26 protein-coding genes and 4 tRNA genes are annotated in these 26,704 nt (G+C 28.8%); 3 read left to right on the forward strand and 27 right to left on the reverse strand.

What is annotated here, in order from left to right:
* Positions 1 to 143: 143 nt before the first annotated feature.
* The 4 genes from B3J31_RS07480 to B3J31_RS07495 form a co-directional block, all read right to left on the reverse strand.
* Positions 144 to 218 (reverse strand) — tRNA-Thr (locus B3J31_RS07480).
* Between the two features lie 5 nt (positions 219 to 223).
* A tRNA-Asp gene (locus tag B3J31_RS07485) sits at positions 224 to 300 on the reverse strand.
* Between the two features lie 13 nt (positions 301 to 313).
* Positions 314 to 389 (reverse strand) — tRNA-Val (locus B3J31_RS07490).
* A gap of 5 nt (positions 390 to 394) precedes the next feature.
* A tRNA-Glu gene (locus B3J31_RS07495) sits at positions 395 to 469 on the reverse strand.
* Positions 470 to 744: 275 nt separating this feature from the next.
* Here B3J31_RS07495 and B3J31_RS07500 point away from each other — a divergent pair.
* A complete protein-coding gene (locus B3J31_RS07500; protein ID WP_346873846.1) occupies positions 745 to 1,983 on the forward strand; it encodes an NAD(P)/FAD-dependent oxidoreductase in 1,239 nt (412 codons plus the stop codon).
* Positions 1,984 to 2,149: 166 nt separating this feature from the next.
* Here the strand turns inward: B3J31_RS07500 and B3J31_RS07505 are convergent, their stop codons facing one another.
* From B3J31_RS07505 to yedF, 16 genes are all read right to left on the reverse strand, one after another.
* Positions 2,150 to 3,436: an adenylosuccinate synthase gene (locus tag B3J31_RS07505; protein ID WP_346867549.1), complete on the reverse strand. Its 1,287-nt coding sequence runs from the start codon at positions 3,434 to 3,436 to the stop codon at positions 2,150 to 2,152.
* 44 nt (positions 3,437 to 3,480) lie between these two features.
* Positions 3,481 to 4,869 carry an NAD(P)/FAD-dependent oxidoreductase gene (locus B3J31_RS07510; protein ID WP_346867548.1) on the reverse strand — a complete coding sequence of 463 codons (1,389 nt, stop codon included), beginning with the start codon at positions 4,867 to 4,869 and terminating at the stop codon, positions 3,481 to 3,483.
* 356 nt (positions 4,870 to 5,225) lie between these two features.
* Entirely contained in the window at positions 5,226 to 6,182 is a 957-nt protein-coding gene (locus B3J31_RS07515) for a 3'-5' exoribonuclease YhaM family protein (protein WP_346867547.1), read from the reverse strand.
* A 113-nt stretch (positions 6,183 to 6,295) separates the two neighbouring features.
* Positions 6,296 to 6,781 (reverse strand): TM2 domain-containing protein, encoded by a 486-nt coding sequence (locus B3J31_RS07520; protein ID WP_346873847.1) that lies wholly within the window; start codon positions 6,779 to 6,781, stop codon positions 6,296 to 6,298.
* Between the two features lie 125 nt (positions 6,782 to 6,906).
* Positions 6,907 to 8,238, reverse strand: coding sequence for a replicative DNA helicase (locus B3J31_RS07525; protein ID WP_035131996.1), 1,332 nt, complete (start codon positions 8,236 to 8,238; stop codon positions 6,907 to 6,909).
* 196 nt (positions 8,239 to 8,434) lie between these two features.
* The gene (gene lonC / locus B3J31_RS07530) at positions 8,435 to 10,267 is read right to left on the reverse strand and encodes a Lon family ATP-dependent protease (protein WP_346873853.1); all 1,833 of its coding nucleotides are present in this window, start codon (positions 10,265 to 10,267) and stop codon (positions 8,435 to 8,437) included.
* Between the two features lie 118 nt (positions 10,268 to 10,385).
* A complete protein-coding gene (gene rplI / locus B3J31_RS07535; RefSeq protein ID WP_346867545.1) occupies positions 10,386 to 10,832 on the reverse strand; it encodes a 50S ribosomal protein L9 in 447 nt (148 codons plus the stop codon).
* Between the two features lie 2 nt (positions 10,833 to 10,834).
* A complete protein-coding gene (locus tag B3J31_RS07540; protein ID WP_346873848.1) occupies positions 10,835 to 12,829 on the reverse strand; it encodes a DHH family phosphoesterase in 1,995 nt (664 codons plus the stop codon).
* 3 nt (positions 12,830 to 12,832) lie between these two features.
* Positions 12,833 to 13,828, reverse strand: a complete 996-nt coding sequence (locus B3J31_RS07545; RefSeq protein ID WP_346873849.1) for a DUF2232 domain-containing protein — start codon at positions 13,826 to 13,828, stop codon at positions 12,833 to 12,835.
* Between the two features lie 12 nt (positions 13,829 to 13,840).
* Positions 13,841 to 14,158: a MazG-like family protein gene (locus B3J31_RS07550; RefSeq protein WP_035132003.1), complete on the reverse strand. Its 318-nt coding sequence runs from the start codon at positions 14,156 to 14,158 to the stop codon at positions 13,841 to 13,843.
* Between the two features lie 184 nt (positions 14,159 to 14,342).
* Positions 14,343 to 14,606, reverse strand: coding sequence for a 30S ribosomal protein S18 (gene rpsR / locus B3J31_RS07555; RefSeq protein ID WP_035132005.1), 264 nt, complete (start codon positions 14,604 to 14,606; stop codon positions 14,343 to 14,345).
* A gap of 24 nt (positions 14,607 to 14,630) precedes the next feature.
* Positions 14,631 to 15,068, reverse strand: a complete 438-nt coding sequence (locus B3J31_RS07560; RefSeq protein ID WP_035132007.1) for a single-stranded DNA-binding protein — start codon at positions 15,066 to 15,068, stop codon at positions 14,631 to 14,633.
* A 9-nt stretch (positions 15,069 to 15,077) separates the two neighbouring features.
* Complete coding sequence (gene rpsF, locus B3J31_RS07565; RefSeq protein WP_035132009.1) at positions 15,078 to 15,368, reverse strand: 30S ribosomal protein S6; 291 nt, start codon at positions 15,366 to 15,368, stop codon at positions 15,078 to 15,080.
* A 102-nt stretch (positions 15,369 to 15,470) separates the two neighbouring features.
* Entirely contained in the window at positions 15,471 to 15,662 is a 192-nt protein-coding gene (locus tag B3J31_RS07570; protein ID WP_150844925.1) for a DUF951 family protein, read from the reverse strand.
* A gap of 92 nt (positions 15,663 to 15,754) precedes the next feature.
* Positions 15,755 to 16,009, reverse strand: coding sequence for a DUF3343 domain-containing protein (locus B3J31_RS07575; protein ID WP_035132011.1), 255 nt, complete (start codon positions 16,007 to 16,009; stop codon positions 15,755 to 15,757).
* A gap of 25 nt (positions 16,010 to 16,034) precedes the next feature.
* The gene (gene yedF / locus B3J31_RS07580; RefSeq protein WP_414632069.1) at positions 16,035 to 16,640 is read right to left on the reverse strand and encodes a sulfurtransferase-like selenium metabolism protein YedF; all 606 of its coding nucleotides are present in this window, start codon (positions 16,638 to 16,640) and stop codon (positions 16,035 to 16,037) included.
* A 265-nt stretch (positions 16,641 to 16,905) separates the two neighbouring features.
* Between yedF and B3J31_RS07585 the strand changes: the two genes are divergently transcribed.
* A complete protein-coding gene (locus tag B3J31_RS07585; RefSeq protein WP_150844924.1) occupies positions 16,906 to 18,060 on the forward strand; it encodes an aminotransferase class V-fold PLP-dependent enzyme in 1,155 nt (384 codons plus the stop codon).
* A gap of 68 nt (positions 18,061 to 18,128) precedes the next feature.
* On the forward strand, positions 18,129 to 18,737 hold the full coding sequence (gene yyaC / locus B3J31_RS07590) for a spore protease YyaC (protein WP_150844923.1): 609 nt from the start codon (positions 18,129 to 18,131) through the stop codon (positions 18,735 to 18,737).
* Between the two features lie 318 nt (positions 18,738 to 19,055).
* Here the strand turns inward: yyaC and B3J31_RS07595 are convergent, their stop codons facing one another.
* From B3J31_RS07595 to mnmE, 7 genes are all read right to left on the reverse strand, one after another.
* Positions 19,056 to 19,562 (reverse strand): DUF4446 family protein, encoded by a 507-nt coding sequence (locus B3J31_RS07595; protein WP_346873850.1) that lies wholly within the window; start codon positions 19,560 to 19,562, stop codon positions 19,056 to 19,058.
* Between the two features lie 38 nt (positions 19,563 to 19,600).
* On the reverse strand, positions 19,601 to 20,467 hold the full coding sequence (locus tag B3J31_RS07600) for a ParB/RepB/Spo0J family partition protein (protein ID WP_150844921.1): 867 nt from the start codon (positions 20,465 to 20,467) through the stop codon (positions 19,601 to 19,603).
* A 1-nt stretch (position 20,468) separates the two neighbouring features.
* Entirely contained in the window at positions 20,469 to 21,239 is a 771-nt protein-coding gene (locus B3J31_RS07605; RefSeq protein WP_035135527.1) for a ParA family protein, read from the reverse strand.
* A 395-nt stretch (positions 21,240 to 21,634) separates the two neighbouring features.
* The gene (locus tag B3J31_RS07610) at positions 21,635 to 22,414 is read right to left on the reverse strand and encodes a ParB/RepB/Spo0J family partition protein (protein ID WP_150844920.1); all 780 of its coding nucleotides are present in this window, start codon (positions 22,412 to 22,414) and stop codon (positions 21,635 to 21,637) included.
* A 104-nt stretch (positions 22,415 to 22,518) separates the two neighbouring features.
* Positions 22,519 to 23,238 (reverse strand): 16S rRNA (guanine(527)-N(7))-methyltransferase RsmG, encoded by a 720-nt coding sequence (gene rsmG, locus B3J31_RS07615; RefSeq protein WP_035135523.1) that lies wholly within the window; start codon positions 23,236 to 23,238, stop codon positions 22,519 to 22,521.
* A 148-nt stretch (positions 23,239 to 23,386) separates the two neighbouring features.
* Positions 23,387 to 25,276 (reverse strand): tRNA uridine-5-carboxymethylaminomethyl(34) synthesis enzyme MnmG, encoded by a 1,890-nt coding sequence (gene mnmG, locus B3J31_RS07620; RefSeq protein WP_346867542.1) that lies wholly within the window; start codon positions 25,274 to 25,276, stop codon positions 23,387 to 23,389.
* A 10-nt stretch (positions 25,277 to 25,286) separates the two neighbouring features.
* Positions 25,287 to 26,663 carry a tRNA uridine-5-carboxymethylaminomethyl(34) synthesis GTPase MnmE gene (mnmE, locus tag B3J31_RS07625; RefSeq protein ID WP_150844918.1) on the reverse strand — a complete coding sequence of 459 codons (1,377 nt, stop codon included), beginning with the start codon at positions 26,661 to 26,663 and terminating at the stop codon, positions 25,287 to 25,289.
* Positions 26,664 to 26,704 lie beyond the last annotated feature (41 nt).

Consider the following 26,704-nt stretch of genomic DNA (forward strand, 5'->3'; position numbering starts at 1 on the left):
GTTTGTAAAGATATAATTATATACCTTTATGACAATAATTTATTTTAAATTAAAATATGTCCTTAATTTTATATATTTAATTATTTTTTACTTATGTATTAATTCAAAAAATAAAAAAAGATTCTGAATTAATTCAGAATCTTTGGAGCTGGCAATAGGAATCGAACCTACAACCTGCTGATTACAAATCAGCTGCTCTACCGTTGAGCCATGCCAGCATAAGTGGCGACCCAGAAGGGACTCGAACCCTCGACCTCCGGCGTGACAGGCCGGCACTCTAACCAACTGAGCCACTGGGCCACATTAAATTATGTGGTGGTCGCAACAGGGATCGAACCTGTGACCCCCTGCTTGTAAGGCAGGTGCTCTCCCAGCTGAGCTATGCGACCTAGTATGGTGACTCCTAGGGGAATCGAACCCCTGTTACCACCGTGAAAGGGTGGTGTCTTGACCGCTTGACCAAGGAGCCATATGTCATTTTGCTTTTGTTTTGTGTTTGCCGGGTCATCCGACATTTATTATAATACAAAAAATTTAAACTTTTGTCAACAAAATTTTAAAAATAATTTTTTTTATTTTTTTCTCCAAAATTATATATACAAAATATATTATTTATTAGATATATTATAATTTAATAATAAACTTATATTATAGTTTTAATATGTAGTATAATTCTATATACTATAGTTAATATATTAGTTAATATGTTATAAAATACATTTAAAGGCTTGAGGTGATTTTATTTTGTATCATGACTTAATTATTGTTGGTGGTGGATCTTGTGGCATAGTATCTGCAATTAAAGCAAAAGATTTAAGTATAGACGTAGCTATAATAGATAGTAGCGATAGAATAGGTAAAAAATTATTAATTACTGGTAATGGACGTTGTAATTTAACAAACGAAAATTTGTCCTTATCAAGATTTCATAGTGATAATAATAACTTTTTTAAAGATATTATTAATACCTATGATTTAGAATATACCCTTAACTTTTTTAAATCCATAGGAATACATACATGTACCTTAGATTCTGGAAAGATATATCCTTTATCTCTTCAAGCATCCTCCGTATTAGATATTCTTAGAATGAATTTATCTGAAAGAAATATACCTACTTACATGAGTGAAAAAGTTTTAAATATCGTTAACACAAAGAAGGGTTACTTTGAAATTATTACTTCTTCAACTACATATACATGTAAAAAAGTTCTCTTATGTACTGGAGGAAAAAGTTATACTAGAACGGGATCTGATGGCTCTGGTCATAAACTAGCTAAAAACTTTGGCCATAAATTAATAAACTTAACACCCGGTATAGTTCAATTAAAACTAAACTATGATAGACTTAAGGCCATTTCTGGAGTGAAATTTGAAAGCTCTTGTAATATAGAAATAAATGGTGAAACTAAAAAACAAGAATTTGGCGAAATCTTATTCACAGACTATGGTATATCAGGTCCTCCAATTCTACAGCTTAGTAGAATTGCTTCTAAAGGAATTCTAAATAAGTCATCAGTTTTTATACATGTAAATTTACTTAATTCAGATTATGACCATATAGTAGATTTTTTTGAAACACACTTTGCAGTGTTCTCATATAGAAGTATTTCAGACAATTTAGTAGGAATTATAAATAAAAAACTTATTCCTATTATATTAAAAGAGTGTGGAATTACTGACATTCACATTCCTACATATTCCCTAGAATATGAATATAGATTTAAACTTTATAAGATTTTATGTGATTGGAAGTTTCAAGTTATTGATACCAACTCTTTTGAAAATGCTCAAGTTACCATCGGTGGAATAGATACTACAGAGGTAAACCCTATAACTTTAGAATCTAAACTAACTCCAGGTCTATACTTTGGTGGTGAAATTTTAGATGTTGATGGTGATTGTGGTGGTTTTAATTTGCAATGGTGCTGGAGCTCCTCTAGCGCTGCTGTGAACGCCATCTATAATGCACTAAAGGATTAAGATTACATATTAGCATAAGAGCTATTATTCAAGGTAATTTGTGTGATTTTATATACCACTTCATTTAATAATTTTAAAAAATAAAACTGATAAGAAATAAATGTATTTCTTATCAGTTTTAAACTTTGAATTAAATTTTTCTAATATTTCTTGCGATGACGTACTTTTAAAGATCTGCGATTCTCATAGTTTGATCTCTCTTTGGACCTACTGATATTATAGATATTCTAACACCAGTGAATTCTTCTATTTTTCTTAAGTATATCTTTGCATTCTCTGGAAGGTCTTCATATTTCCTAGCATCTTTTATACTTTCATCCCATCCATCAAATTCTTCATATACAGGTTCACATTTTGCTAAGTCTTCAAGGCTAGCTGGGAAATAGTCTATTACTTTTCCATCTAACTTATATCCTACACAAACTTGTATTTTATCAAGCCCCGCTAATGTGTCAATCTTAGTTACTCCAAAACTAGTTAATCCAGAAACTCTAGCAGCACTTTTTAATATAACAAGATCAAGCCAACCACATCTTCTACTTCTTCCTGTAGTAACTCCGTACTCAAATCCTTTTTCCCTTATCCAATCTCCCACTTCATTTTCTTGTTCTGTTGGAAAAGGTCCTTTTCCAACTCTAGTTGTATATCCTTTTACAATTCCTACAGCACTATCTATCATAGTTGGTCCTATACCAGCACCTGTACATATACCACCTGCTACTGTATTAGAAGATGTTACATATGGATATGACCCAAAATCTATATCCAGAAGTGTTCCTTGAGCTCCTTCAAATAATACATTTTTATTTGCTTTTATGCTATCAAAAACTCTAACTGATGCATCATCTACAAACGGCTTCATTCTCTTACCATATTCTAAATAGGCCTGGAAAACCTCATCAAAGCTTAGGGCTTCTCCACCATAAATTTTAACTATTAAATCATTTTTAGCTGGAAGATATTCTTGTAATTTTTCTTTTAATACTTCTGGTTTAATAAGATCACAAACCCTTATTCCACATCTCTCAACTTTGTCAGTATAACAAGGTCCTATTCCTTTTTTAGTAGTACCTATATCGTTTTTTCCTCTAGCTTCTTCCTTAAGAGCATCTAATACTTTATGATAAGGCATTATAACTTGAGCTCTGTCACTTATTATTAATCTCTCTGGTGTTATATTTTCTCCTAATCCCTTTAAATAATCCATTTCTGTAAATAGAGCCTCTGGGTCTACAACCACTCCATTGCCTATTACATTAAGTTTATCTTTATAAAGTATTCCTGATGGAATCAAATGTAACTTATACTCTTTTTCTCCCACTACTACAGTATGACCTGCATTATTTCCTCCTTGGAATCTAACAACTACATCTGCACTTTCTGCAAGATAATCAGTCATTTTACCCTTTCCTTCGTCTCCCCATTGAGCTCCTAATACCACAAATGATGACATATTCTACATCTCCTTTTTTACTCATTAGTAAAACTTATTATAAATTAAACTAGCTTACTATATTTCTCATCTAATATTCTAGCAACATAAACACCACTAGCAGATGCTTGTGATAGTGAATGTGTAACTCCAGATCCATCTCCTAATACATAAAGACTTTTTACTTTTGTCTCTAAGTTATTATCCACTTCTATATTAGAATTATAAAACTTAACTTCTACACCATATAACAATGTATCTTCATTAGCTGTTCCTGGTGCTATATTATCTAGAGCATATATCATTTCTATTATAGCATCTAATTGACGCTTTGGTATAACTAAGCTTAAATCTCCCGGTGTAGCTTTTAAAGTTGAAATAGTAAAACTTTTACTCATTCTATGATCATTAGTTCTTCTCCCCTGTACTAAATCTCCAAATCTTTGAACTAATACTCCGCCACCTAACATATTGCTAAGTTTTGCTATAGATTCACCATATTCATTACTATTTTTAAATGGTTCTGTAAAATTATTAGTAACTAATAATGCAAAGTTTGTGTTTTCTGTATGAAGTTCTGGATTTGAATAGCTATGCCCATTTACTGTTACTATTCCATTTGTATTTTCACTAACTACCTCACCATGTGGGTTCATGCAAAATGTTCTGACTAAATCTCCATACTTCTTAGTTCTATATACAACTTTACTTTCATATACTTTATCTGTTATGTGTTCAAAAATAGCTGCAGGTAGTTCAACTCTAACACCTATATCTACTCTATTACTTCTACTTTCTATACCTAGCTTAGTACAAACCTTAGATATCCATTTAGATCCCGATCTTCCTGTGGCAACTATTATATCTTTGCATCTAAATTCTTCATCCTCAGTTTTTACTATAAACTCTTTACCGTGCTTTTCTATATCCATAACTTCAGTATTAAACTTCATCTCTATATTATCTTTTATCTTATTATATAAATTACCTAGTATTTTTACATTTCTATCTGTACCAAGGTGTCTAACTTTAGCATCTAAAAGATGTAAATCATGTTTTAGTGCCTCAGTCTTTAGTGTACTATCCGCAGTTGAATATAACTTTGCATCACTTCCACCATGATCACATAAAACCTTATCTACATAATACATAAGATCTAAGGCTTCTTGCCTACCCACATATTTATATAAATCTCCACCAAAGTTATTAGTTATATTATACTTACCATCTGAAAGACTTCCAGCACCACCATAACCATTCATAATGTCACAAGATTTACAATGAATGCAAGCTTTTATTTTTTTCCCATCTATGGGACATTTTCTTTTTTCTAGGCTATTTCCCTTTTCTATCATTAGTACTTTAGCCTTTGAGCCTAAAGCTGTTAATTCATAGGCTGCGAAAACACCACTAGCTCCTGCACCAACAATTATAATATCATAATTTTTATACATGTTAATCACCCCATAAATATATTAACAAAGAGATGTAGTATTTTCAATAAAAAATACGAATATTTTATATAGTACATTTAAAATTCTTCGTAAATATATTTCTTTAGAAATTTATTTTTCCCATTATTTATTTACTCTATTCTAACATAGAGTGCTTTTATTATTTCTTGATAATAAACTTTAAATCTCCTAAAATATAATATACAAATGGCTTTATACAATATATTTTGTTAATATAATATATATAATTAGCTTTTTATTATAATTAAATTTATTATAATATTATCTTAAACCTTAAAAAGTGTAATATATTCTATAAGAATATATTACACTTTTTATATTTATATTATTCGTATTTATATGAATGATTTGTATATACTTATTCCATTTAAACTATATACTTTTTCAGAGAACTCACCTGGATTTAAATCCTTAGTAGCTTTACGCATATCATACATTCTAGCATCTAATACATCTAAATGATGTAACATTTCTGCTTCGGGTATCATAGGTTTCTTAGGACTTCCATACTCCGGCTCATAGTGATGTGTTAATATCATATGTTGTAATAGCATAACTATTTCTTTATCTGCATTGACTTCCATTGCAGCATCTTCAATTAAGCCAATGCCTTGTATTATGTGTCCTAGTAACTGGCCTTCCGTACTATATTTAGATACTATTCCTAGCTCACTAGATTCCATCTCCATTATTTTAGCTATATCATGAAGAATTATACCTGAATACAATAAATCTTTATTTAGGTAATTATATATACCTAATAATTTTTCTGCTGCATTTAACATAGTGGTTATATGATATAAAAGACCACCTTTAATTGCGTGATGATTGGATTTAGCAGCTGGATAATGCATTAACTTGTAACTTAATTTACCGATAATATTTTCTGTAATATGTTTTATATCTTTATTTTGTATTTTCTCTATATAATCTAATAGAGTTTCAAACATATCTTCAGACTTATAAGGAGCAACTAGTATAAATTCATCTATATTAACATTATCTTCTTCTGTAGCTGGTCTAATTTTCTCTATCTTTAACTGTAATTTCCCTCTATATTCATTAACTACAGCTCTTACTTTTACAAGTATATTATCCTTTATTGAAGCTTCAATATTTTCATTACATTCCCATAGCTTTGCATTTATTTCCCCAGTTGAATCTATTAACATAAGATCTAAATATTTATTTGTAGTACTATTGTTAGTTATTTTACATTCTGCATTTTTTACTAAGAAAAAACTTTCAATTCTATCCCCTTTGTTAAACTCACCAATTTTCTTATTTTCCATAACTGTTCTCCTTAATCTTTACTTCGTGTACTATATAAGATGAATATTATCAAATCTATTAAAATTATTCAATAATACTTAAAAAAGATATGTTTTACCACATCTTTTTAATTTTAATCTATGGACTTTTTTCTTTTAACAATTCTACCATATTCATCTGTAAAACTATTTATTATTATAGATACTAAATCTACTATAATCCATATGCCAAAACCACCTAGTGTAAGTAACATTAATATTGCAGTTCCTGCTTTTCCAACATAAAATCTATGGAAGCCTATAAAACCTAAAAGTATACAAAACACTAATGTTGCTCCCCAACTTTTTTCACTACAGTCTTTCTCCTTAGATTCTAATATAGACCCTTTATCTTTGTCACCATAAAACTCTTTAGTCTTAATTATTTTTACTTCTTCATTGGTGTTACTAGTATCTCTTATATCTTTCACAATTCCATTATTATACAGACTTACAATGTCATCTTCATGTTCCTCTGTTATAGTAATATCATCTAATTCCGAATGCTTGTGAAAATATGTCTCTTTTCCATTGTTAAACTTATCATCTATTAATTTATTGTTCTTCATCTCATTTACCATGAGTAATCTCACCTCACATAAAGTATAGCTAATATATCTTTATGTAATAAGGCTTTAGTATATGCAATAAATATAAATCATATATAATTATACTTTATTACTAATTTCTACGAAATCTATTTAAATTACTCTGGATGAACTAAGTCTAAGTTTCCAAATTTACTATATTTACCTATCCATGCTAAATTTACGGTTCCAACTTCACCATTTCTATGTTTAGCTAATATACATTCCGCTATGTTCTCATCTTCTTTTTCTTTGCTATAATAAAATTCTCTATATAAGAACATAACTATATCTGCATCCTGCTCAATAGAACCTGATTCTCTTAAATCTGATAACATAGGACGATGGTCTGCCCTTTGTTCTGGTGCACGGGATAATTGAGATAATGCAATTACTGGACATTTCATTTCTTTAGCTAAAGCTTTTATACTTCTTGATATTTCTGATACTTCCTGTTGTCTATTATCAGAATTGCTTCCTGACATTAATTGAAGATAGTCTATAATAATTAAATCTATTCCATGCTCTATTTTAAGTCTTCTGCATTTAGACCTCATCTCCATGACAGAAATACCTGCAGTATCATCTATATATATTCCCGCAGATGCAAGTGGTCCTGAAGCCCTTGCTATATTCTCCCAATCTCTATCGTCTAAATCTCCATTTCTAAGCTTAACCATATCTACATTAGCCTCTGCACAAAGGAGCTTATATGCTAATTGCTCCTTACTCATTTCTAATGAGAATATTGCAACTTTCCTACCATCTCTAATAGCTGCATTTTGAGCTATATTAAGACAAAATGTAGTTTTTCCCATAGATGGTCTAGCTGCTATTAGAACCATATCTCCGCTCTGAAACCCTGAAGTTTTTGCATCTAAATCCTTAAATCCACTAGCTACTCCATTTACTTGACCTTTATTATTAAAAATCTTTTCTATCTCTAAAAATCCTCTTTCCAATACAGTACTCATAGGTTCAAAATCACTAGTACTTCGTTTTTCAGATATATTAAATATATTTTTTTCTGCCAAGTCTATTACTGATTCTACATCATCTTGTTTATTATAGCTATTTTCAATTATTTCCGTTGAGCTTCTAATTAGCCTTCTAAGGGTTGATTTATCTTCAACAATTTTTATATAAGAAGATAAATTAGCTGTAGAAGGTACTGAAGTGCTTATCTCCATAATATATGTTACCCCTCCAGCTTGCTCAAGCATATCATTAGATTTTAGATAGTCTACCAAGGTTATCATATCTACAGGTATATCTTTATTATATAAATCTCTAATAGCTTTAAAAATAGTCTTATGAGCATCTTTATAGAAATCTTCAGCTGAAAGAACCTCTGCAGCTTGTGCAATAGCATTCTTATCTATTAACATAGACCCTACTACTGACTGCTCAGCTTCTATATTTTGTGGCATAGTTCTAAGTGAGTCACTCATATTATTACCTCCTGCGATATATTAAAAGAAAACTCCTATATGTACTCTCAAGGAATAAATAATGTAGAAAACATTATTTATTATAAAATCCTTCTCTTTAATTATAATGTAGTTATAAAAAAATCCAAACATTTATTTATAAAATTAAATTAAAACCCTGCATAATCATATTACAGGGTTTTAATAATCAAAGTATCTAAAATACTAACTCTAGTAGTTCTTCTATTGTTGATACAGCTGTAACTTCTATATTTTTAATATTAGATGGAACATCCTTCAAGTTATCTTTTGGTATTATTACCTGCCTTATACCTTTTCTTTTTGCTCCATATATTTTTTCAAACACTCCTCCTACTGGTTTTATCTTACCTCTTATTGATATTTCACCAGTAATTGCAATATCCTGTCTTATTGGTTTTTCTAAAATGGCACTTATAATACATGTTGTTATAGCTGCACCTGCTGATGGTCCATCAATTTTTCCACCACCAATAACATTTACATGAACATCATAATCTCTGATTTCCTTATCAGTAATCTTTCTTATAACAGAGGCTGCATTAAAAACAGAATCTTTTGCCATAGATCCAGCAGTATCATTAAATCTAATAGTTCCTTTACCTTTTTCCCTAGCCTCAAAACTTGAACATTCTATTTCTATAGTTGACCCCAAGAATCCAGATACTCCAAGACCAAAAATCTGTCCAACTTCCTTAGAATCTAAATCACTAATATCTTCATATGGTCTTAATCTATTATTAGATGCTACTTCATTAAAATCAGAAATAGTTATAACCACATCATTTCTCTCTTCATTATTTAATAATACATATCCATATACATCTGCAAGTATATTTACAGCTTTTCTACCTTCTATAGTATATCTGCTTATCTCTTTTGCTAAACCATCCTCTAATTTAATATTTAACTTTTTAGCTGCATTTAATACAACTTTTTCTATATCTACAGAAGATAGTGGTTCAAAATAAACTTCAGTACACCTTGATCTTAATGCTGGATTAATCTCACTTGGCTCTCTAGTAGTAGCACCTATTAAAACGAAATCAGCTGGAGCACCATTGTCAAATAAATACTTAATATATTTAGGTGTACTTTCATCATCTGGATCATAATATGATGATGAAAACTCAACTCTTTTATCTTCTAAAACTTTTAATAATTTATTTTGAAGAGTATAATCTAATTCACCTATTTCGTCTATAAATAAAACTCCTCCATGTGCTTCTGTAACTAGTCCCGTCTTTGGTTCTGGAGTACCACTTTCAGCTAAATCTCTCTTTGAACCTTGATATATAGGATCATGTACTGAACCTAATAAAGGATTTGATATCTCTCTTGGATCCCATCTTAATGTGGTTCCATCTACTTCTACAAACTTTGCATCCTTATCATATGGCGTATGCTTTAATTTCTTAACTTCTTCAAGCGCAATCCTAGCTGCTGTAGTCTTACCCACTCCTGGTGGTCCGTATAAAATTATATGTTGTGGATATGGAGATGCCATCTTAGATATTAAAGATTTAATAGCTCTCTCTTGCCCAATTATTTCTGAAAAACTATCAGGTCTAAGCATACTCATAATGTTTTGAGTTAAATGCTTTGAATCTAAACATTCAAACTCTGCATATTTCTTTAATGTCTTACTATTCTCTGGTCCTCTTTGTTTCTTTATGATTCCTAGTCTTACCTCATCTATATACTTGTCCTGTTTTTCTATAATTTGTTTTTCCACTTCTGCATCTAATTTATTTTGTACATATCTTTTAGCTAGAAGTTCACTTATTTCTAGGCTAGTTTCTTTTAAAACTTCTTCTATATTATTATCACTTGGTGGAACACTAATTCCTTTTCCATTAGTAACTATTTTATTTATAGCATAAAGTTTTCTATACATATCTTTACTATTTAAATGCTTTTGAACCTTAAACTTTACTGCTCTACCTCTAATAGTGCCTTCATCTAAAAGCTTGTACATAACTTCTTCTAAAACTTCTATTTCTACTTCCATAGTTAATTCTTCTTCTAAGCTAAAATTATTTATTTTATCAACTGAATTTATATTCAAAATTATTAGCATAGAAGGACTTTTATACCTTCTATGCTTTCCTCCCCTCGGTTTTTAAAATCTATTGTTGTTCTTTTATAATAACCTTTATTTTAGTTGATATCTCAGGATATAGTTTTACTTCTACATCATATAATCCCATAGTTTTAATAGTATTAACTACTATTTTTTTCTTATCTATTGTTATATTTAATTGTTTTTCCATTTCCTGAGAAATATCTTTTGTGGTTATAGCTCCAAATAATCTACCATTGTCTCCTGACTTAGCATAGATAATTACTTCTTTATCCTTAAGTTCATTTGCAACTTTTTGAGCTTCCTCTACTTCAGCTAATTTCTTCTTTCTATCAGCTTCATTTTTCTTATTTAAAATATGCATGTTAACATCATTTGCCTCTTGTGCTAATTTCTTAGGAAACAAGAAATTTCTTGCATATCCATCGGAAGCATTAACAACCTCTCCTTTTTTTCCAACTGATTTTACATCTTGTAATAAAATAACTTTCATTATTATTCACCCTTCCTTAAGTATTTTTCTATAGCATCATTTAATAATTCTTCTGCCTCATCTTGATTAGAATCTTTAATTCTAGCAGCTGCCATTGTTAAATGTCCTCCACCACCTAAATATTCCAATATTACCTGAACATTTATTTCACCTAAGGATCTTCCACTTATATAAGTGCCCTCTTCTATTTTAGCAATAACAAAGGATGCTTGAATACCTGTAATATTTAGCAATTCATCCGCTGCTTGTGCTGGTAATACAGAATTTGATATTTCTGGTGGACATTTCGCTACAGCTATTCCACTTTTAACCTTTGCAGTTTTTATTATATCTGCTCTCGTTATGTAAATATCTAAAGCTTCACTAAAAATTCTTTTTACATCTACAGTATCAGCACCTAGCCTTCGTAAAAATGCTGCTGCTTCAAAGGTTCTAACTCCAGTTTTAAAACAGAAATTCTTAGTATCTAGACAAATACCTGCTAATAGAGCTACAGCTTCTACTTCTCTCAATTTTGGTTTTTCAACCATATACTGAATTAATTCTGTTATTAATTCTGATGTTGATGATGCATAGGTTTCCACATAACTTAACATTGTACCTTGTATAAAGTCTTTTGTTTTCCTGTGATGATCTATAATCACTATTCTACTGAAATAATCTACTACCTCCATAGAAAGTACGTAACTTTCATTATGAACATCAACTAATATTAATAAACTTTTATCATTTTTAATATTTTTAACTGCATTTATATTTATAAATGTATCTTTATAGCTATCATCATCATCTAATCTGTCCAACATATACTGCACAGCATCATGAGGCTCATCCATAACTATATAACATTCCTTATTTAAAGAACGTATGGTACTATACATTCCTATTGCTGCTCCCAAGCAATCCATATCTGGATTGTGATGTCCCATTATAATTACATTGCTACTTTCATTTATCAGTTCTAAAAGCGCATGACCAATTACCCTAGCTCTAACCTTAGTCCTTTTTTCAACTTCTTTAGTTTTTCCACCATAAAAAGATACTTTTTCAAAGCTCTTGACTACACATTGATCTCCACCTCTTCCAAGAGCCAAATCCTTTGCTATAGTGGCAAATTCATGATTTTCAGCTGGATTTTCTCCACCTCTACCCACTCCAATGCTTAGAGTAACTGTAAGTTTATTTCCACTGCTTACTTCTCTAATTGTATCTAGTATATCAAATTTTTTATTCATCTCAGTTTCTATATTAGCATCTTTAGTTGTTAATACATATTTATTTGATGAATATTTTCTTATTAACGCTTTTAGGCTATTAGCATAGTTATTTATAGTTCTATCTATATCTGCTATAAGCTGTGGTCTTAAATCTTCTTCTGTAGTCTTAATAACCTCATCAAGATTATCTACCTCAATGAGCATTACACTTTCTTTAGCATTATTAATTTGATTTATCAAATTAATATTATCTGTAATATCATCAAAAGAAATTACTATAAGATTATTATCTTCATTAATTTCATAATCTTGAATAATACTTATATAAATATCATAAATTCTATCCTTAAAAACAACATTTTTATACTCTGATCTTTTTCCTTCTAATGCTAATTTTATATTGAAATCTTTAATTATTTCTCTTATATTTTTACCTACTATATCATTATTTTCTAATCTTAAAGCTAAACTTTCGTTATACCATATTACCTCTCCATTTTCTAATAAAAACATAGTTGGAAAATGCACATTAGAAAATGCCGTAGACTTAACAGTATCAACCTTGTGTATTATATTTTCAATTTTGTTAGAAAAATTATCTTTCTTGCTATTATCAAATATAATATACAAAAGAGCGGCTGCATATATTAGAAGTAGTATATTTGAAATAATTAACATATCCTTTATAAAAAATACTAATAATAATATAACTAAAATAGTTATAACTGTTTTACTTTTTATAAAATTAAATAGCATTTCTTTAAAATTCTCTTTACTCATATATTACGCCTTTCTGATTCTATATGGATCCAGCTTTCTAAAATCTAACATCATTTCTACAAAACCTACTATTCCTAAAATTTTAGATGATCCTATTATAAACAAAAGAATTACTAAAAGTATTCTCATTGCCTTAGGCATTCCTAGTTTCTTTCTAAAATAATAATCAGTTACAGCTGCTCCGTTCACAGCTAATATCATAATTGTTAACATTAAAATAGCATTATATAAAAATAAGCTACCTGTAATCCCCCTACTTCCTACTATTGCACATATGCTAATAATAGCAATTAATGCAGCTCCAACCAGATTAGATACATAAAACTCTGAAAACCTTAAATATTTTACTTCTTTATATTTAAGTTTTCTAAATATCAAATGTGTAAATAATATGGTTGAATATGCTTGTATAAAAGAAGCTATAAATAATACAGTTGGTATCAACATAGCTAAAAGCTCAACTGTAAAGATAGATTCTATTTGTTCAAACATTTGTAGTTGAGTAGCATTCATACCCATATTGCTATAAATTTCTTTAGTTTGAGTTATATATACCTTAAATTCATGCATATATGTATTCAGTTTATCATTAATAAATTGAATTACACCTATATTGCTAACAAGCCTACTAGTTAACCATACCTCAACCAGCATTGATATTATACATGCTATAATTAGGGCTATTAATATATTATATGTTTTCTTTTGATTTTTTAAGCAGTAACCTAAGACCACACCTATTATCCCATAAGACATACCTGAAATTATAGCCAAAATAGGATTGAGAAATGTAGCTACTAATATTGTGCTTATTAATACAGCTCCTATTGAATATTTTATTCCATTCCTATAGTAAATAAGAGCTACCAAAATCGGCAACAATATTAAACCTATTATATAAAATAATAAAATGTATGATGCACTAATGCTTATTATAGTTATAATACCTGTCATCAACGCAGCTTCTATTAAATTTTTTGTATTAATCTTTTGTTCCATAACATCCTCCTTCTAATTCCTTTCTCTTATATGGTCATAAAGCTTACTAAGCTCTTTTCCATTTTTCTCAAGAGGATCACCTTCTACTATACCAACCTTTAATTTTTTCTTCATAGTTTCATCAATTGCTAAATGAGAATATCCTAATTTTTCTGCTAAAATATATAATATTATTATTGCTCCTGATATACAATCTAAAATTGCATCTTGTGCTATATTACTCCCTTTACTTAATAATTTAAAAAAATCACCTACAATACAAACTAATTCTGCCTTTAGTCCTTCTATTATCTTTATATTGGACATAATATTAAACTCTTCTCGTCTCATAAGAATCATCCTTTCTTTAGGCTATAAGTCTATTGTAAATTTTTTTTAATATTTATGCAACATGATTATAGGTATATTTACCTTTATTTCACAGTTATTCTGAGATTAAAATAAAAAACTAGTGAATAACAACGATTCACTAGTTTTTATTAATTATATGTTTGTTTTACCAAATAAATTATTACTATTCAGTTGTGAATGGTAATAATGCTATGTTTCTAGCTCTCTTAATAGCTACAGTTAGCATTCTTTGGTGTTTAGCACAGTTTCCAGAAATTCTTCTTGGTAATATTTTACCCTTTTCTGTAACGTACTTTCTTAATTTATTGATATCTTTATAATCTATAGAAGTTGCTTTATCCATACAAAAAGCACATACTTTTCTCTTAGCTCTTTTTCTATTTCCGCCTTTTCTTCTATCATTCTTATCGTTTCTATCATAAGCCATTGCTCTTACCTCCTTACCTAATTATTAAAATGGCATATCCTCACCATCATCAATCGGAGTCATATCTCCTCCACCAAAGTAATCTGTTGGTATTGATGAATCATTGTGAGAAACAGCTCCAGTATTCATTCCTGATGTTTTATTGCCACCCCATTCAAGGAAACTTACTTCATCAGCTACTACTTCAGTAACATATCTTCTTCCACCGTCTTTAGCTTCATAAGAACGAGTTTCAATTCTACCAGCTACACTTAAAAGTTTACCTTTACTCATGTAATTAGCAGTACTTTCAGCCTGTTTACCCCATACTACTACAGGTATAAAATCAGCATCCGGTTGACCTTCCTTCTTAAATCTTCTATTAACTGCAATTGTAAATGTGGCTACAGCTGTACCTGTACCTGGAGTAAATTTTAACTCTGGGTCTTTGGTTAATCTTCCGATTAAAACAACCTTATTCATTAATACCACCTACTTGCTTTCTGGATTGATTATAATATGTCTTATAACACCATCTGTAATTCTGAATACTCTGTCTAATTCTTTAGGTAATTCAGCGTCAGCTTTGAAGTTGATTAATGTGTATACACCCTCGTTAACTTTAGCGATTTCATAAGCTAGCTTTCTTCTACCCCAAACGTCAACGCTTTCAACTTCTCCACCATTGTTCTCTATTACACCTTTAAATTTTTCAACGTTAGCTTTAACAGCCTCCTCGTCTAATGATGGGTGTAATATGAATATAGTTTCATATGCTCTCATTAGTTTCACCTCCTCCCCCCGGACTAACGGCTGTGATTTTCACAGCAGGGATTACATCATCAAATTATATCATAGTAAAACTATCAAGTCAATATTGTTATCTTATTTTTCCTCATTCTTAAGAATTTTCTTTACGCTCTTTTCAAATTTACTTCTAGGAATCATAACAATTCTATCACATCCAGTGCATCTAATTTTTATATCTGCACCCAGTCTAATTATTTCCCACTTATTACTACCACATGGATGTGTTTTTTTAGTTTCTACAATATCATTTAATTCAAATTCTTTCATATTCTTCTCCTATATCATTGTTCCCAAATATTTATATCAATAAACTATATTGTTTTATATTTACTTTTTACCATCTCGTATTATTTTTTATTTTAGTCAATATTTAACTCTATTAACTTACTATCAGTAAATTGATAAATAGTTTTGAACTCCATCTTTTTATCTTTTATTATTTCTTTTAAGCTATCTACAATACCAATATCCGCCTTTAAGCTTATTCCACAACTTTTTGTTATATATGTTGGTGTTGGCATCATAGTAACCTTAAGCTTTTCATTAATACATACTGATTCAGCTTTCATAGCTTCATGAGTATTATTAAAAGTTACAATTAAAAATTCTTTCATTTCGTATATCTCCTAGCACTATTTCTTATAACTTTATAGTTTTTCCTTTATTCATCATTTCAATTATTGCATACATATTACTAATTTCTCCAACTGCAAGGTTTTCCTTTAATCCATAAAAATCTAAACAAAGACCACAGCTTTGTATATTTACGCCTCTTTCTACTAATCTTTTTAAGCTATCAAGGGTAAGAGCTCCTTCAACTACTAACTTTACCCCTGCATTTAAAAATACTAAATTGGTTGGTATAACTTCTGCCTCCGAAAGTGCAAATAAATAACTCTTTATAAGAGCTGTTCCAAGTTCATCATCTCCATTTCCCAATTTATCTGAACCTATAACAATAGTAAAAATCTCTTCTTTTTCATTAGAATTTTTTAGATTTAATTTTTCTACTTTAACTTCTCCCTTTGTAATTGTTATATAGTATATATTGCCTTCTCTTTCTTCTATTTCATAGTTAAATCCATTTCCTTGAGCAAATTTAACCACATTATTTTTAGCAACCTCATTATCTACAACAGTTACTCCTATACCACTTTCTAAAGCATCAAAATATTTTTTTGTATTTACTACTGGAATTGGGCAATTTAATCCTCTACAGTCAATCTCATTTCTAATATTTTCCATAACATTTCCCCCTATTAAATACTATTTGATATAATATTTAGTTAATATCTATTAATTAATATGTTCTATTTAATATAATAATATGATATTGTATATATTTATTATAATGTTGTATTATTGTTTTATAACAACTTACTATAATACAATCTTTATTAACATACTAATTATATCAAATCTATAGAATATATCATATCTAAATTTGTAATATATAAATTTTACTTATTATATATCTAAATATGATAAATTTAACCTAGGAGGTAATACTATGCAAATTTATGCAGATAATGCAGCTACATCTTTCCCTAAACCAGATTGTGTTTATAATGATATACTAAATTATATGAGAAATATAGGCGGTAATCCCGGAAGAGGAGCATCTACTTCATCCTTAAAAGGTAATAAAGTTATATTCCAATGTAGAAATGCTTTATGTGATTTTTTTAATTTTCCTGATACTAAAAATGTAATATTTACATCTAATATTACTATGTCCTTAAATATTTTAATTAAAGGTATAGTTAAACCTGGATGGCATGTTATAACATCTTCTATGGATCATAACAGTACCCTTAGAACATTAAATGAATTAAAATCTAAAGGAATAATTGAATTAGATATAATTCAATGTAATAAATTAGGTGAAATTGATATTGATGATTTTCAAAGTAAAATCAAGCATAATACTAAACTTGTGACCCTTTCTCATGGTTCTAATATAATTGGTACTATTCAACCTCTAGAAAAAATCGGACAAATTTGCAAGGGAAATAATATTTTTTTCATTATAGATACTGCTCAAACAGCTGGCGTACTTGATTTAAATTTTCAAAAATTAAACTGCAATGCTTTAGCCTTTACTGGACATAAAAGTTTATTAGGACCTCAAGGTATAGGTGGTTTTATCATAGATGATAAAATGAATGATATTTGTTCTTCATTAATTGTTGGTGGTACAGGAAGTGTTTCCTCAGACATAATTCAACCCAACTTCTTACCTGATAAATTTGAAAGTGGTACTATTAATGCACCTGGTATTGCAGGTCTTTTATCCGGAATAACCTTTATCCAAAATGAAGGATTATCTACAATTAAAGATCATGAAGATTATCTAACGCAGAAATTCATTGATGGAATATTAAATATTTCTACAATGAAAGTTTATGGACATCTAAATACAGAAAACAGAACTTCAACTATATCTGTAAACTCTTCTAAAATCGATAACAGTGAACTTGGATTTATTCTTGACTCTGAATATAATATTATAACTAGAACCGGTCTCCATTGTGCTCCATTAGCTCATAAAACTATTGGAACATATCCTAACGGAACTTTACGTTTTAGTTTTGGATATTTTAATGATGATAAAGATATAGATTATATCTTGTGTAGTATAAATTCTTCTATTAAAAAATTGTAATGAATTAATAATAGATGTATTAAATTCATCGATATGGTAATACTTTCTAATATAGGAGGGTGTTATTCATGGTGGAAAAAGTTATTTTCGATGCTTTATCTGATAATTCTATATATGACATAAGAGAAATTCTTTCAGAAGAACTAACCAAAGTAATTAAAGATAATAGAGATATTGTTATTTTATGTATAGGTACAGACAGATCTACAGGTGATAGTTTAGGTCCACTTGTAGGTTATAAACTCAAATTTCTAGTTAGAGATAAGGTTTTTATCTATGGAAATCTAGAAAACCCTGTGCATGCAAAAAATATTTCTGAAACCAATGATTTAATACTTAAGAATCATAATAATCCATATATAATTGCTATAGATGCTTCTCTTGGAGGTCTTCAAAATGTAGGTAAAGTTATAATTGAATCTAAACCTCTTTATCCTGGAGCTGCTCTAAATAAAAATTTACCTTCTGTTGGTGATTTAAGTATTGTTGGAATTGTTAATATATCTGGCTCTTTAGAATTTATGGTACTTCAAAATACTCGATTATATATTGTAATGAAATTAGCTGAAGTAATCTCCTCAGGAATATACCATTCTATAATAAAAACTATAGGTGGACGTAAATCTTCCTCCAAGGTTAACAATAAATATATTCCTAAAGTTTTAGATGCAGACTAGAACTTACAAGAAGAGATAATAAATGTTTCACGTGAAACATTTATTATCTCTTTTTTACTTGTTTAATATATAAATACTTCATTTTATGCTAAACTTAATTTTCCACTTTGATTTAATTAGTTGTTCTACCTAAAATAAATTATTCTTATATGCATTACTTTATATCGAGTTAATAAACATAAGCTATAATCTTGTTACTTTGTTTTTTATATCTAATTACAATAATATCCATTCTCTATACTTATAATGGTAAATACTAAATATAACTTTAATAAAATAGAGCAGCTATAGTAATATAGCTACTCTATTTTATTAAATCTATTCCTTATTAGTATTTACAGCTTGATGCAGAACATTATTTTCTTCTTGCGATAAATCATATCTAGATATACCATCATCAATAGGTTTTGCATATGTAATACTTTCATTTCTTGAATAAATACTAGTTATTATTACACCGTTATTTCTTCCATCTAACAACGCAATGGAGTAGCTTAAATCACTTCCAATATCCTCAAAAGCTTTATATCTTTGCATTGCAACCTTTTGAATACAAGATGAAACTTTGTTAGATGTTTTATTACACATATCCTTAACTTCATTTGTTATTTCTTCCATATTGTCAATTTTATCTAATGAGCTTACTAATAATTCTTCTAAATTTTTATTATTAGTACCCTTCATAATTTTTCTATATTTATCTTTCATCTTACTTGTTGCTACTAGTGATATTATCAAAATAATGATTAATATGAATACTAATATTATTAATCCTATAGTTATAAATACATTATATTCATTGAGAAATTCTATAATTCGTTCCAAAAGCATTCATCCTCTCTAAAAATGTTTCACGTGAAACATTATATATTTAAAATTTCTATTATTCTTTGTAAATCTTCTGGAGAATAATATTCTATTTCTATTTTTCCTTTATTTTTAGAATTATTACTTATACATACTTTTGTATTAAAATGATTTTCTAATTTTGTTCTTATATCTTTGTAATATATATCATTTTCTGATTTACTATTTATTTTATTATACTTATTATTATCATCATCTTTATAATAATTTCTAACTAATAATTCAGTTTGTCTAACATTTAGGTTTTCATCAATAACTTTCTGGGCAACTACATATTGATCTTCTTTATTTTCTAATGCTAATATTGCTCTCCCATGTCCTTCTGATAAAACACCTTCAATTAAATATCCCTGTATTCTTTCATCGAGATTTAGTAATCTTAATGAATTAGCTATAGCACTTCTAGACTTTGAAACCTGTTTACTTATTTCTTCTTGAGTCAAATTAAAATCATTTAATAATTTATTATATGCTGTAGCTTCCTCGATAGGATTTAAATCTTCTCTAATTATATTTTCTATTAAAGAAATTTGTACAACCTCTACATCAGACAATTCTTTAACAATTATTGGTACTTCTTTTAAGTTTAATAATTTTGCTGCTCTCCATCTACGTTCACCTGCAATTATTACATAAAACTGATTTTCTTTTCTTACAACAATAGGTTGTATTATACCATGTTCCTTAATAGAATTCGCTAATTCTATTAACTTTTCATTATCAAAATGCTTTCTCGGCTGATCCTTATTAGGCTTAATTAAATTTATATCTATACTTATAACCTGTTCATTATTACTGTCCTGAAAGTCATTTTCAGGAATTAATGAAGATAATCCTTTTCCTAAAACCCCTGTTTTCTTCATGCTATTTTCCTCCTTGTCTACTAATAAACTCCTCCGTTAAAGCTTCAAATGCTTCTGATCCCTTACATTTATCATCATATAGCATGATAGGAAGTCCAAAACTAGGTGACTCTGCTAATTTAACATTTCTTGGTATGAAAGTATCATATACCTTATCATTAAAGTACTTTTTAATTTCTTCAACTACTTCATTACATAATCTAGTTCTACTATCATACATACTCATGATTACACCTTCAATTTCAAGACCAGTATTTAAATATCTCTTAATCAATTGTATAGTACTCATCAATTGTCCTACACCTTCAAGAGCATAAAACTCACATTGAATTGGTATTAAAACTGAGTCAGATGCTGTTAACGCATTAATAGTTAATACACCTAACGATGGTGGACAATCTATAAATATATAGTCATAGTCATCTTTTATTTCATCAATTTTATTTTTTAAAACTTTTTCTCTTTGATCCTGACTTATAACTTCAACTTCAGCTGCTGCTAGAGTCATAGTTGAAGGTGCAATATAGAAGTTATCTACTATTTCACTTTTTTTGATAATTTCTTTCAATGAAACATTACTTGTTAAAACATCATACATAGAACAATGTATTTTTCTTTTATCTAATCCTATACCACTAGTTGTATTTCCTTGAGGATCTATGTCTATAGACAGAACTTTATATCCATTCATTGCTAAATATGAGCATAAATTTATATTAGTAGTTGTTTTTCCAACTCCCCCTTTTTGATTGAAAATACATATTACCTTCATATTCTCCCCCCTTATCTATCGTAGGTTTTGTTTTAAATTACTATATATTAGAAACTTTATATTACTAATAATTTTAATCATTATAAATTTATTTTACCTATGTATTTATATTATATATTGATACAGATTTTATTTAAAGTAATTATTACATAAATTAATAAGTATTTATTTTTTTATCAACATATTTAGATTAATTTACTATTTTAGATAGATTGATAATGCTATTGTATAAATTTATTGTACATTTTTCATATAAGTACTTCAATTCATAAATTTGTTGAAATTTCATTTGTTCAAACTAACTTTAATTATATAAAATTAATTGTTCAATAAAAGACTACAAAATGTTTCACGTGAAACATTTTGTAGTCTTTTATAAAAGTATTATAAAAATATTATTTCTTTTTTATTGTTATAGTAACTTGTATACTATCATCTAATTCCTTGGATCTATATTTAGCTTCCACCCCATATTTATCAAAAACTTGCTTTACAGTGTTAATATATATAGCTGGACTAAATGCTCCTTTTATTCTCTTTTTACCATCTGATGCAACTTCAGTATGAGCTAATTTAAGTAATTCCCTATCTATAAGTTCTTCTGTTTTTTTAACATTTAGCCCATTTTTTATTACAATTTCTAATACTTCATTACGCAACTCATCAGTTGGTATTTTTAATAATGCTCTAGCATGTCTCTCTGTCAATTTATTGTCGATTATTGTACTAATTATTTTTTCATCTAACTTTAAAATTCTAAGCTTATTTGCTATTGTAGATTGCTTCTTACCTATAACCTCAGATAATTGCTCCTGAGTGTAAGAATGTACTTTAATTAAATTATGATATGCTAACGCTTCTTCATAGAAATTTAAATCTTCTCTTTGCAAATTTTCTAATAATGCAATTGCAGCAGAATCCTTATCATTAATATTAGCTATTATAGCTGGGACTTTTGATAATCCAGCTTCTTTAGCTGCTCTTAGTCTTCTTTCACCTGCGATTAGCTCATAATTATTCTCATCTATTTTCCTAACTGATAAAGGTTGAATTATTCCATAAACCTTTATTGATTGTGCAAGCTCTTGTATTGACTCTTCATCAAATACTTTTCTTGGCTGATAAAGGTTAGGACTTATTGAATCAACCGCTATATAATTAATAGTATTTTCCATTTTATACCATCCTTTTATGAAATTCCTTATCTTTAATTAAAATTCTATATTAATCTCAAAATTCCTCTTTATATTTAACAATTAATATAAATATTTCTAGAAATTTATTTTATAGGATTTTTATTTGCTGTTCCAGCTTTTCTTGGATACTTTTTTGGTGTATCTTTAATCTTTTTTATAACTAACAAATTATGTTTAAGATCACTACCTGCAATATTAACCTCTATTATTTCTTGAATATGCCCACCTAATACTTTAAGTGCTACTTTAGAATCTTTTATTTCATCTTCTATAGCTGGTCCTTTTAATGCTACAAAATATCCACCAACCTTTACGAAAGGTAAACATAGCTCTAATAAAACCGTTAAATTTGCAACAGCTCTAGATACAGCTAAATCGAATTCTTCTCTGTATTCTGCCTTTTGTGCAAAGTCCTCTGCTCTACCATGAATGGTTTTAATATCTTTTAACTCTAGTTTATCAATAACTTCATTTAAAAAATTTATTCTTTTATTTAAAGAATCTAAAAGAACCATAGAAGACTCAGGCTTTACTATTTTCATAGGAATCCCTGGAAACCCTCCTCCTGTTCCTATATCTATAATTTTCGTAGCTTCTTTTACATATGGATATTCAAATACTTTAATAGAATCAATGAAGTGCTTTTTTATAATTTCCTCATCTTCTGTTATTGCTGTTAAATTAATTTTTTCATTCCACTCTTTAATTAATGCCTTATATTGAATAAAGTTATTATACATTGTTTCATCAAAGATTAATCCTTCATTCTCACAAGCTTCTTTCAACATATCAAAATACTCCATTTTAATCCTCCGTATAATTAAGTTTTATATGTTTTAATAAAATTTTATGTATATATTTCTATTTTAAACTAATACCTACTAATTATAAACCTAAATAATTAGTAGGTATTAATAAATACTTATTTCTTTTATTCTTAAATATTATATATTAATTGTTTATTTTTAAGCTTCTTCTTCTTTGCTCAAGAAATATTAATAGAACATTTATATCTGCTGGAGATACTCCAGAAATTCTAGATGCTTGACCTATATTTACTGGTTTTATTGAATCTAATTTTTGAATAGCCTCTGTCCTTAATCCTTTAACTTCATTATAGTCTAAATCTTCTGGTATAAATTTATTTTCATATTTAGTAAATTGACTAATTTGTTCTAATTGCTTTGTTATATAGCCTTCATACTTAGATACTATATTAACTTGCTCCGTAACTTGTCTACTAAGCTCTTTTCTTTCCGGATCTAGGCCCTTAATATTGTAATAATCTAATTCTGAACGTTTAATTAATTCATATAATGAAGTGGGTTTTTTTAGTTCTGCAGAACCCATTTTAAATAAAAATTCATTTACTTCTTTTTTACCTGTTATTTGAAGATTTTTCAATCTTTCTATTTCTGCATCTATATCCTCTTTTTTCTTAATGAACGCCTTATATCTTTCATCTTTAACTAATCCAACTTGATAACCAATTTCCGTTAACCTTAAATCAGCATTATCTTGTCTTAGTAAAAGTCTATATTCAGACCTTGAAGTCATCATTCTATAAGGTTCATTGGTTCCTTTTGTAACTAAATCATCTACTAAAACTCCTATATAAGCATCAGATCTTTTTAAAATTAAAGGCTCCTTTCCTTTAATTTTAAGAGATGCATTTATTCCAGCAAGAATTCCTTGTCCTGCTGCTTCTTCATAACCAGAACTTCCATTTACCTGTCCTGCTGAAAATAATCCATCTATATGCTTAAACTCTAATGATAATTTTAATTGTGTAGGATCTATGCAATCATATTCTATTGCATACCCAGTTCTCATTACCTCTACATTTTCAAGTCCTTCTATTGTTCTTAAAAACTCTAATTGTACATCCTCTGGAAGAGAACTACTCATTCCTTGAACATACATTTCTTCAGTACTTTCTCCTTCTGGTTCTATAAACAATTGATGTCTTTCTTTATCTCTAAATCTCATTACTTTATCTTCAATGGATGGACAATATCTTGGTCCTGTACTTTTTATCGATCCATTATAAAGTGGTGATCTATCTATATTTTTTAATATTACATCATGGGTTTTACTATTGGTATAAGTTAGATAACAAGATACCTGTGATCTTTGTATGTCTCCACTCATAAATGAAAATGGAACTACATCTTTATCACCCTTTTGCTCTTCCATTTTAGAAAAATCTACTGATCTAGCATTAATTCTTGCTGGTGTTCCTGTCTTAAACCTTCTTAATGTAATCCCTAAATCTATTAATGATTTAGATAACTCATTAGCCGGAAATAATCCACTAGGTCCTTCATTTACCACTACTTCACCTATTATTACCTGTGATTTCAAATAAGTACCGCTTGTTAAAATAACTGATTTACAATTAAAGTAAGCTCCATACTTAGTTAGAATACCTTTAACTACGTTGTTTGGTGCATCAATACTTACAACCTCAAGTTGTTTTAAATCTAAATTAGGCTCTGTCTCTATCACATGTTTCATTCTTTCAGAGTATCTCTTTTTATCTGCTTGAGCTCTAAGTGAATGAACTGCTGGACCTTTAGATATGTTAAGCATTCTAGACTGAATGTAAGTATCATCTATATTTCTTCCCATCTCTCCACCTAATGCATCAACCTCTCTAACTAAATGACCCTTTGCGGTACCCCCAATATTAGGGTTACATGGCATAAGCGCTAAACTATCAAGATTAAGTGTACACATTAAAGTTTTTAATCCCATTCTAGCCGTAGCTAAAGCAGCCTCACAACCAGCATGACCAGCTCCTACTACAACTACATCATAATCTCCTGCTAAGTATTTCATTATTTCACCTCTATTTACCTAGACAAAAATCTTTAAATATTTTATCTATAATATTTTCTTCTAATGAATCTCCTGTAATCTCACCTAAAAATGTCCAAGCATTTCTAATATCAATAGATGCAAGGTCAATAGCAAAAGTATAATTTAAAGTATTTATAGCACTCTCAATGCATTCATAAGCTCTTAAAAGAGCTTCTTTATGCCTTGTATTAGTTATTATAACATTGTTAGTACTAATTTCGCCTTTGAAGAACATATCTTTAATAGCTGTCCTAACCTCATCTATACCTTCACCTGTTTTAGCTGAAATACTATATATATTGGTACAATTAATATTTTCTAAATCCTTCTGAGTAATTTTACTATTTAAATCACTCTTGTTTAATAATATCATATATTTTTTATTACTTATATGATTAATAATTTCCTTATCTTCCTCAGTTAACTCATTGCTAGAATCTAATATAAGAATAATTAAATCCGCATCATTAATTTTAGCTCTTGATCTTTCTACACCTATTTTCTCTACTACATCATCTGTTTCTCTTATTCCTGCAGTATCAATAATCTTTATTGGAATTCCAGAAATATTTATATATTCCTCTATAACATCTCTTGTAGTGCCAGGTATATCTGTAACTATAGCTCTATTTTCTTTAGTTAATGCATTTAAAAGCGATGATTTTCCTACATTAGGCTTACCTACAATTACGGTACTTAATCCTTCTCTTAATATTTTTCCTTCTTCAGCAGTTTCTATAAACTCTTTTATTTCTTTTTTTATTATATCTAAATCCCTTATAGCCATTTCAGATGTTACTTCTTCTAAATCATCTTCTGGATAATCTACAGTAGCCTCTATATGTGCAATTGTTGATAATAACTTTTCTCTTAATCCCCGGATTTCCTTGGAAATTAATCCTTCACTTTGCATTAATGCTGACTTCATACTTAAATCAGTTTTAGCATTAATTATATCAATCACAGCTTCAGCCTGCGATAAATCTATTCTCCCATTTAAAAAAGCTCTTTTAGTAAATTCTCCTGGTTCAGCAATCCTAACCCCTTGCTTTATAACCTGTTCTAAAACCTTGTTTGTAGCAACTACCCCACCATGACAATTTATTTCTATAGTATCCTCTGCTGTAAAACTTCTAGGTCCCTTCATAAAAGAAACTATAACCTCATCAATGTGATTATTATTTTCATCTATTATATACCCATATTTCATGGTATAACTTTTCATATCTTTAATTGATTGACCATTTTTAGCTTGAAATATTTTCTCAACAACATCTTTAGCCTTGTCTCCAGAAATTCTTACAATGGCAATGCCACCTTCTCCTATACTTGTTGATATAGCACCTATTGTATCAAAATCCTTCATGTTAGTGCCTCCTTTATTATATTACAACATAACTTAATATA

The organism is Clostridium sp. UBA5988 (assembly GCF_002435615.1).
Classification (GTDB): Bacteria; Bacillota; Clostridia; order Clostridiales; family Clostridiaceae; genus Clostridium_J; species Clostridium_J sulfidigenes.

Excerpts from the sequence above, each read along its gene's own strand:
- B3J31_RS07505 (WP_346867549.1), bottom strand. The coding sequence starts at position 3,436 with ATGTCATCATTTGTGGTATTAGGAGCTCAATGGGGAGACGAAGGAAAG.
- B3J31_RS07510 (WP_346867548.1), bottom strand. The coding sequence starts at position 4,869 with ATGTATAAAAATTATGATATTATAATTGTTGGTGCAGGAGCTAGTGGT.
- B3J31_RS07515 (WP_346867547.1), bottom strand. The coding sequence starts at position 6,182 with ATGGAAAATAAGAAAATTGGTGAGTTTAACAAAGGGGATAGAATTGAA.
- B3J31_RS07520 (WP_346873847.1), bottom strand. The coding sequence starts at position 6,781 with ATGGTAAATGAGATGAAGAACAATAAATTAATAGATGATAAGTTTAAC.
- B3J31_RS07525 (WP_035131996.1), bottom strand. The coding sequence starts at position 8,238 with ATGAGTGACTCACTTAGAACTATGCCACAAAATATAGAAGCTGAGCAG.
- lonC (WP_346873853.1), bottom strand. The coding sequence starts at position 10,267 with ATGGAAGTAGAAATAGAAGTTTTAGAAGAAGTTATGTACAAGCTTTTA.
- rplI (WP_346867545.1), bottom strand. The coding sequence starts at position 10,832 with ATGAAAGTTATTTTATTACAAGATGTAAAATCAGTTGGAAAAAAAGGA.
- B3J31_RS07540 (WP_346873848.1), bottom strand. The coding sequence starts at position 12,829 with ATGAGTAAAGAGAATTTTAAAGAAATGCTATTTAATTTTATAAAAAGT.
- B3J31_RS07545 (WP_346873849.1), bottom strand. The coding sequence starts at position 13,828 with ATGGAACAAAAGATTAATACAAAAAATTTAATAGAAGCTGCGTTGATG.
- B3J31_RS07550 (WP_035132003.1), bottom strand. The coding sequence starts at position 14,158 with ATGAGACGAGAAGAGTTTAATATTATGTCCAATATAAAGATAATAGAA.
- rpsR (WP_035132005.1), bottom strand. The coding sequence starts at position 14,606 with ATGGCTTATGATAGAAACGATAAGAATGATAGAAGAAAAGGCGGAAAT.
- B3J31_RS07560 (WP_035132007.1), bottom strand. The coding sequence starts at position 15,068 with ATGAATAAGGTTGTTTTAATCGGAAGATTAACCAAAGACCCAGAGTTA.
- rpsF (WP_035132009.1), bottom strand. The coding sequence starts at position 15,368 with ATGAGAGCATATGAAACTATATTCATATTACACCCATCATTAGACGAG.
- B3J31_RS07570 (WP_150844925.1), bottom strand. The coding sequence starts at position 15,662 with ATGAAAGAATTTGAATTAAATGATATTGTAGAAACTAAAAAAACACAT.
- B3J31_RS07575 (WP_035132011.1), bottom strand. The coding sequence starts at position 16,009 with ATGAAAGAATTTTTAATTGTAACTTTTAATAATACTCATGAAGCTATG.
- yedF (WP_414632069.1), bottom strand. The coding sequence starts at position 16,640 with ATGGAAAATATTAGAAATGAGATTGACTGTAGAGGATTAAATTGCCCA.
- B3J31_RS07585 (WP_150844924.1), top strand. The coding sequence starts at position 16,906 with ATGCAAATTTATGCAGATAATGCAGCTACATCTTTCCCTAAACCAGAT.
- yyaC (WP_150844923.1), top strand. The coding sequence starts at position 18,129 with ATGGTGGAAAAAGTTATTTTCGATGCTTTATCTGATAATTCTATATAT.
- B3J31_RS07600 (WP_150844921.1), bottom strand. The coding sequence starts at position 20,467 with ATGAAGAAAACAGGGGTTTTAGGAAAAGGATTATCTTCATTAATTCCT.
- B3J31_RS07605 (WP_035135527.1), bottom strand. The coding sequence starts at position 21,239 with ATGAAGGTAATATGTATTTTCAATCAAAAAGGGGGAGTTGGAAAAACA.
- B3J31_RS07610 (WP_150844920.1), bottom strand. The coding sequence starts at position 22,414 with ATGGAAAATACTATTAATTATATAGCGGTTGATTCAATAAGTCCTAAC.
- rsmG (WP_035135523.1), bottom strand. The coding sequence starts at position 23,238 with ATGGAGTATTTTGATATGTTGAAAGAAGCTTGTGAGAATGAAGGATTA.
- mnmG (WP_346867542.1), bottom strand. The coding sequence starts at position 25,276 with ATGAAATACTTAGCAGGAGATTATGATGTAGTTGTAGTAGGAGCTGGT.
- mnmE (WP_150844918.1), bottom strand. The coding sequence starts at position 26,663 with ATGAAGGATTTTGATACAATAGGTGCTATATCAACAAGTATAGGAGAA.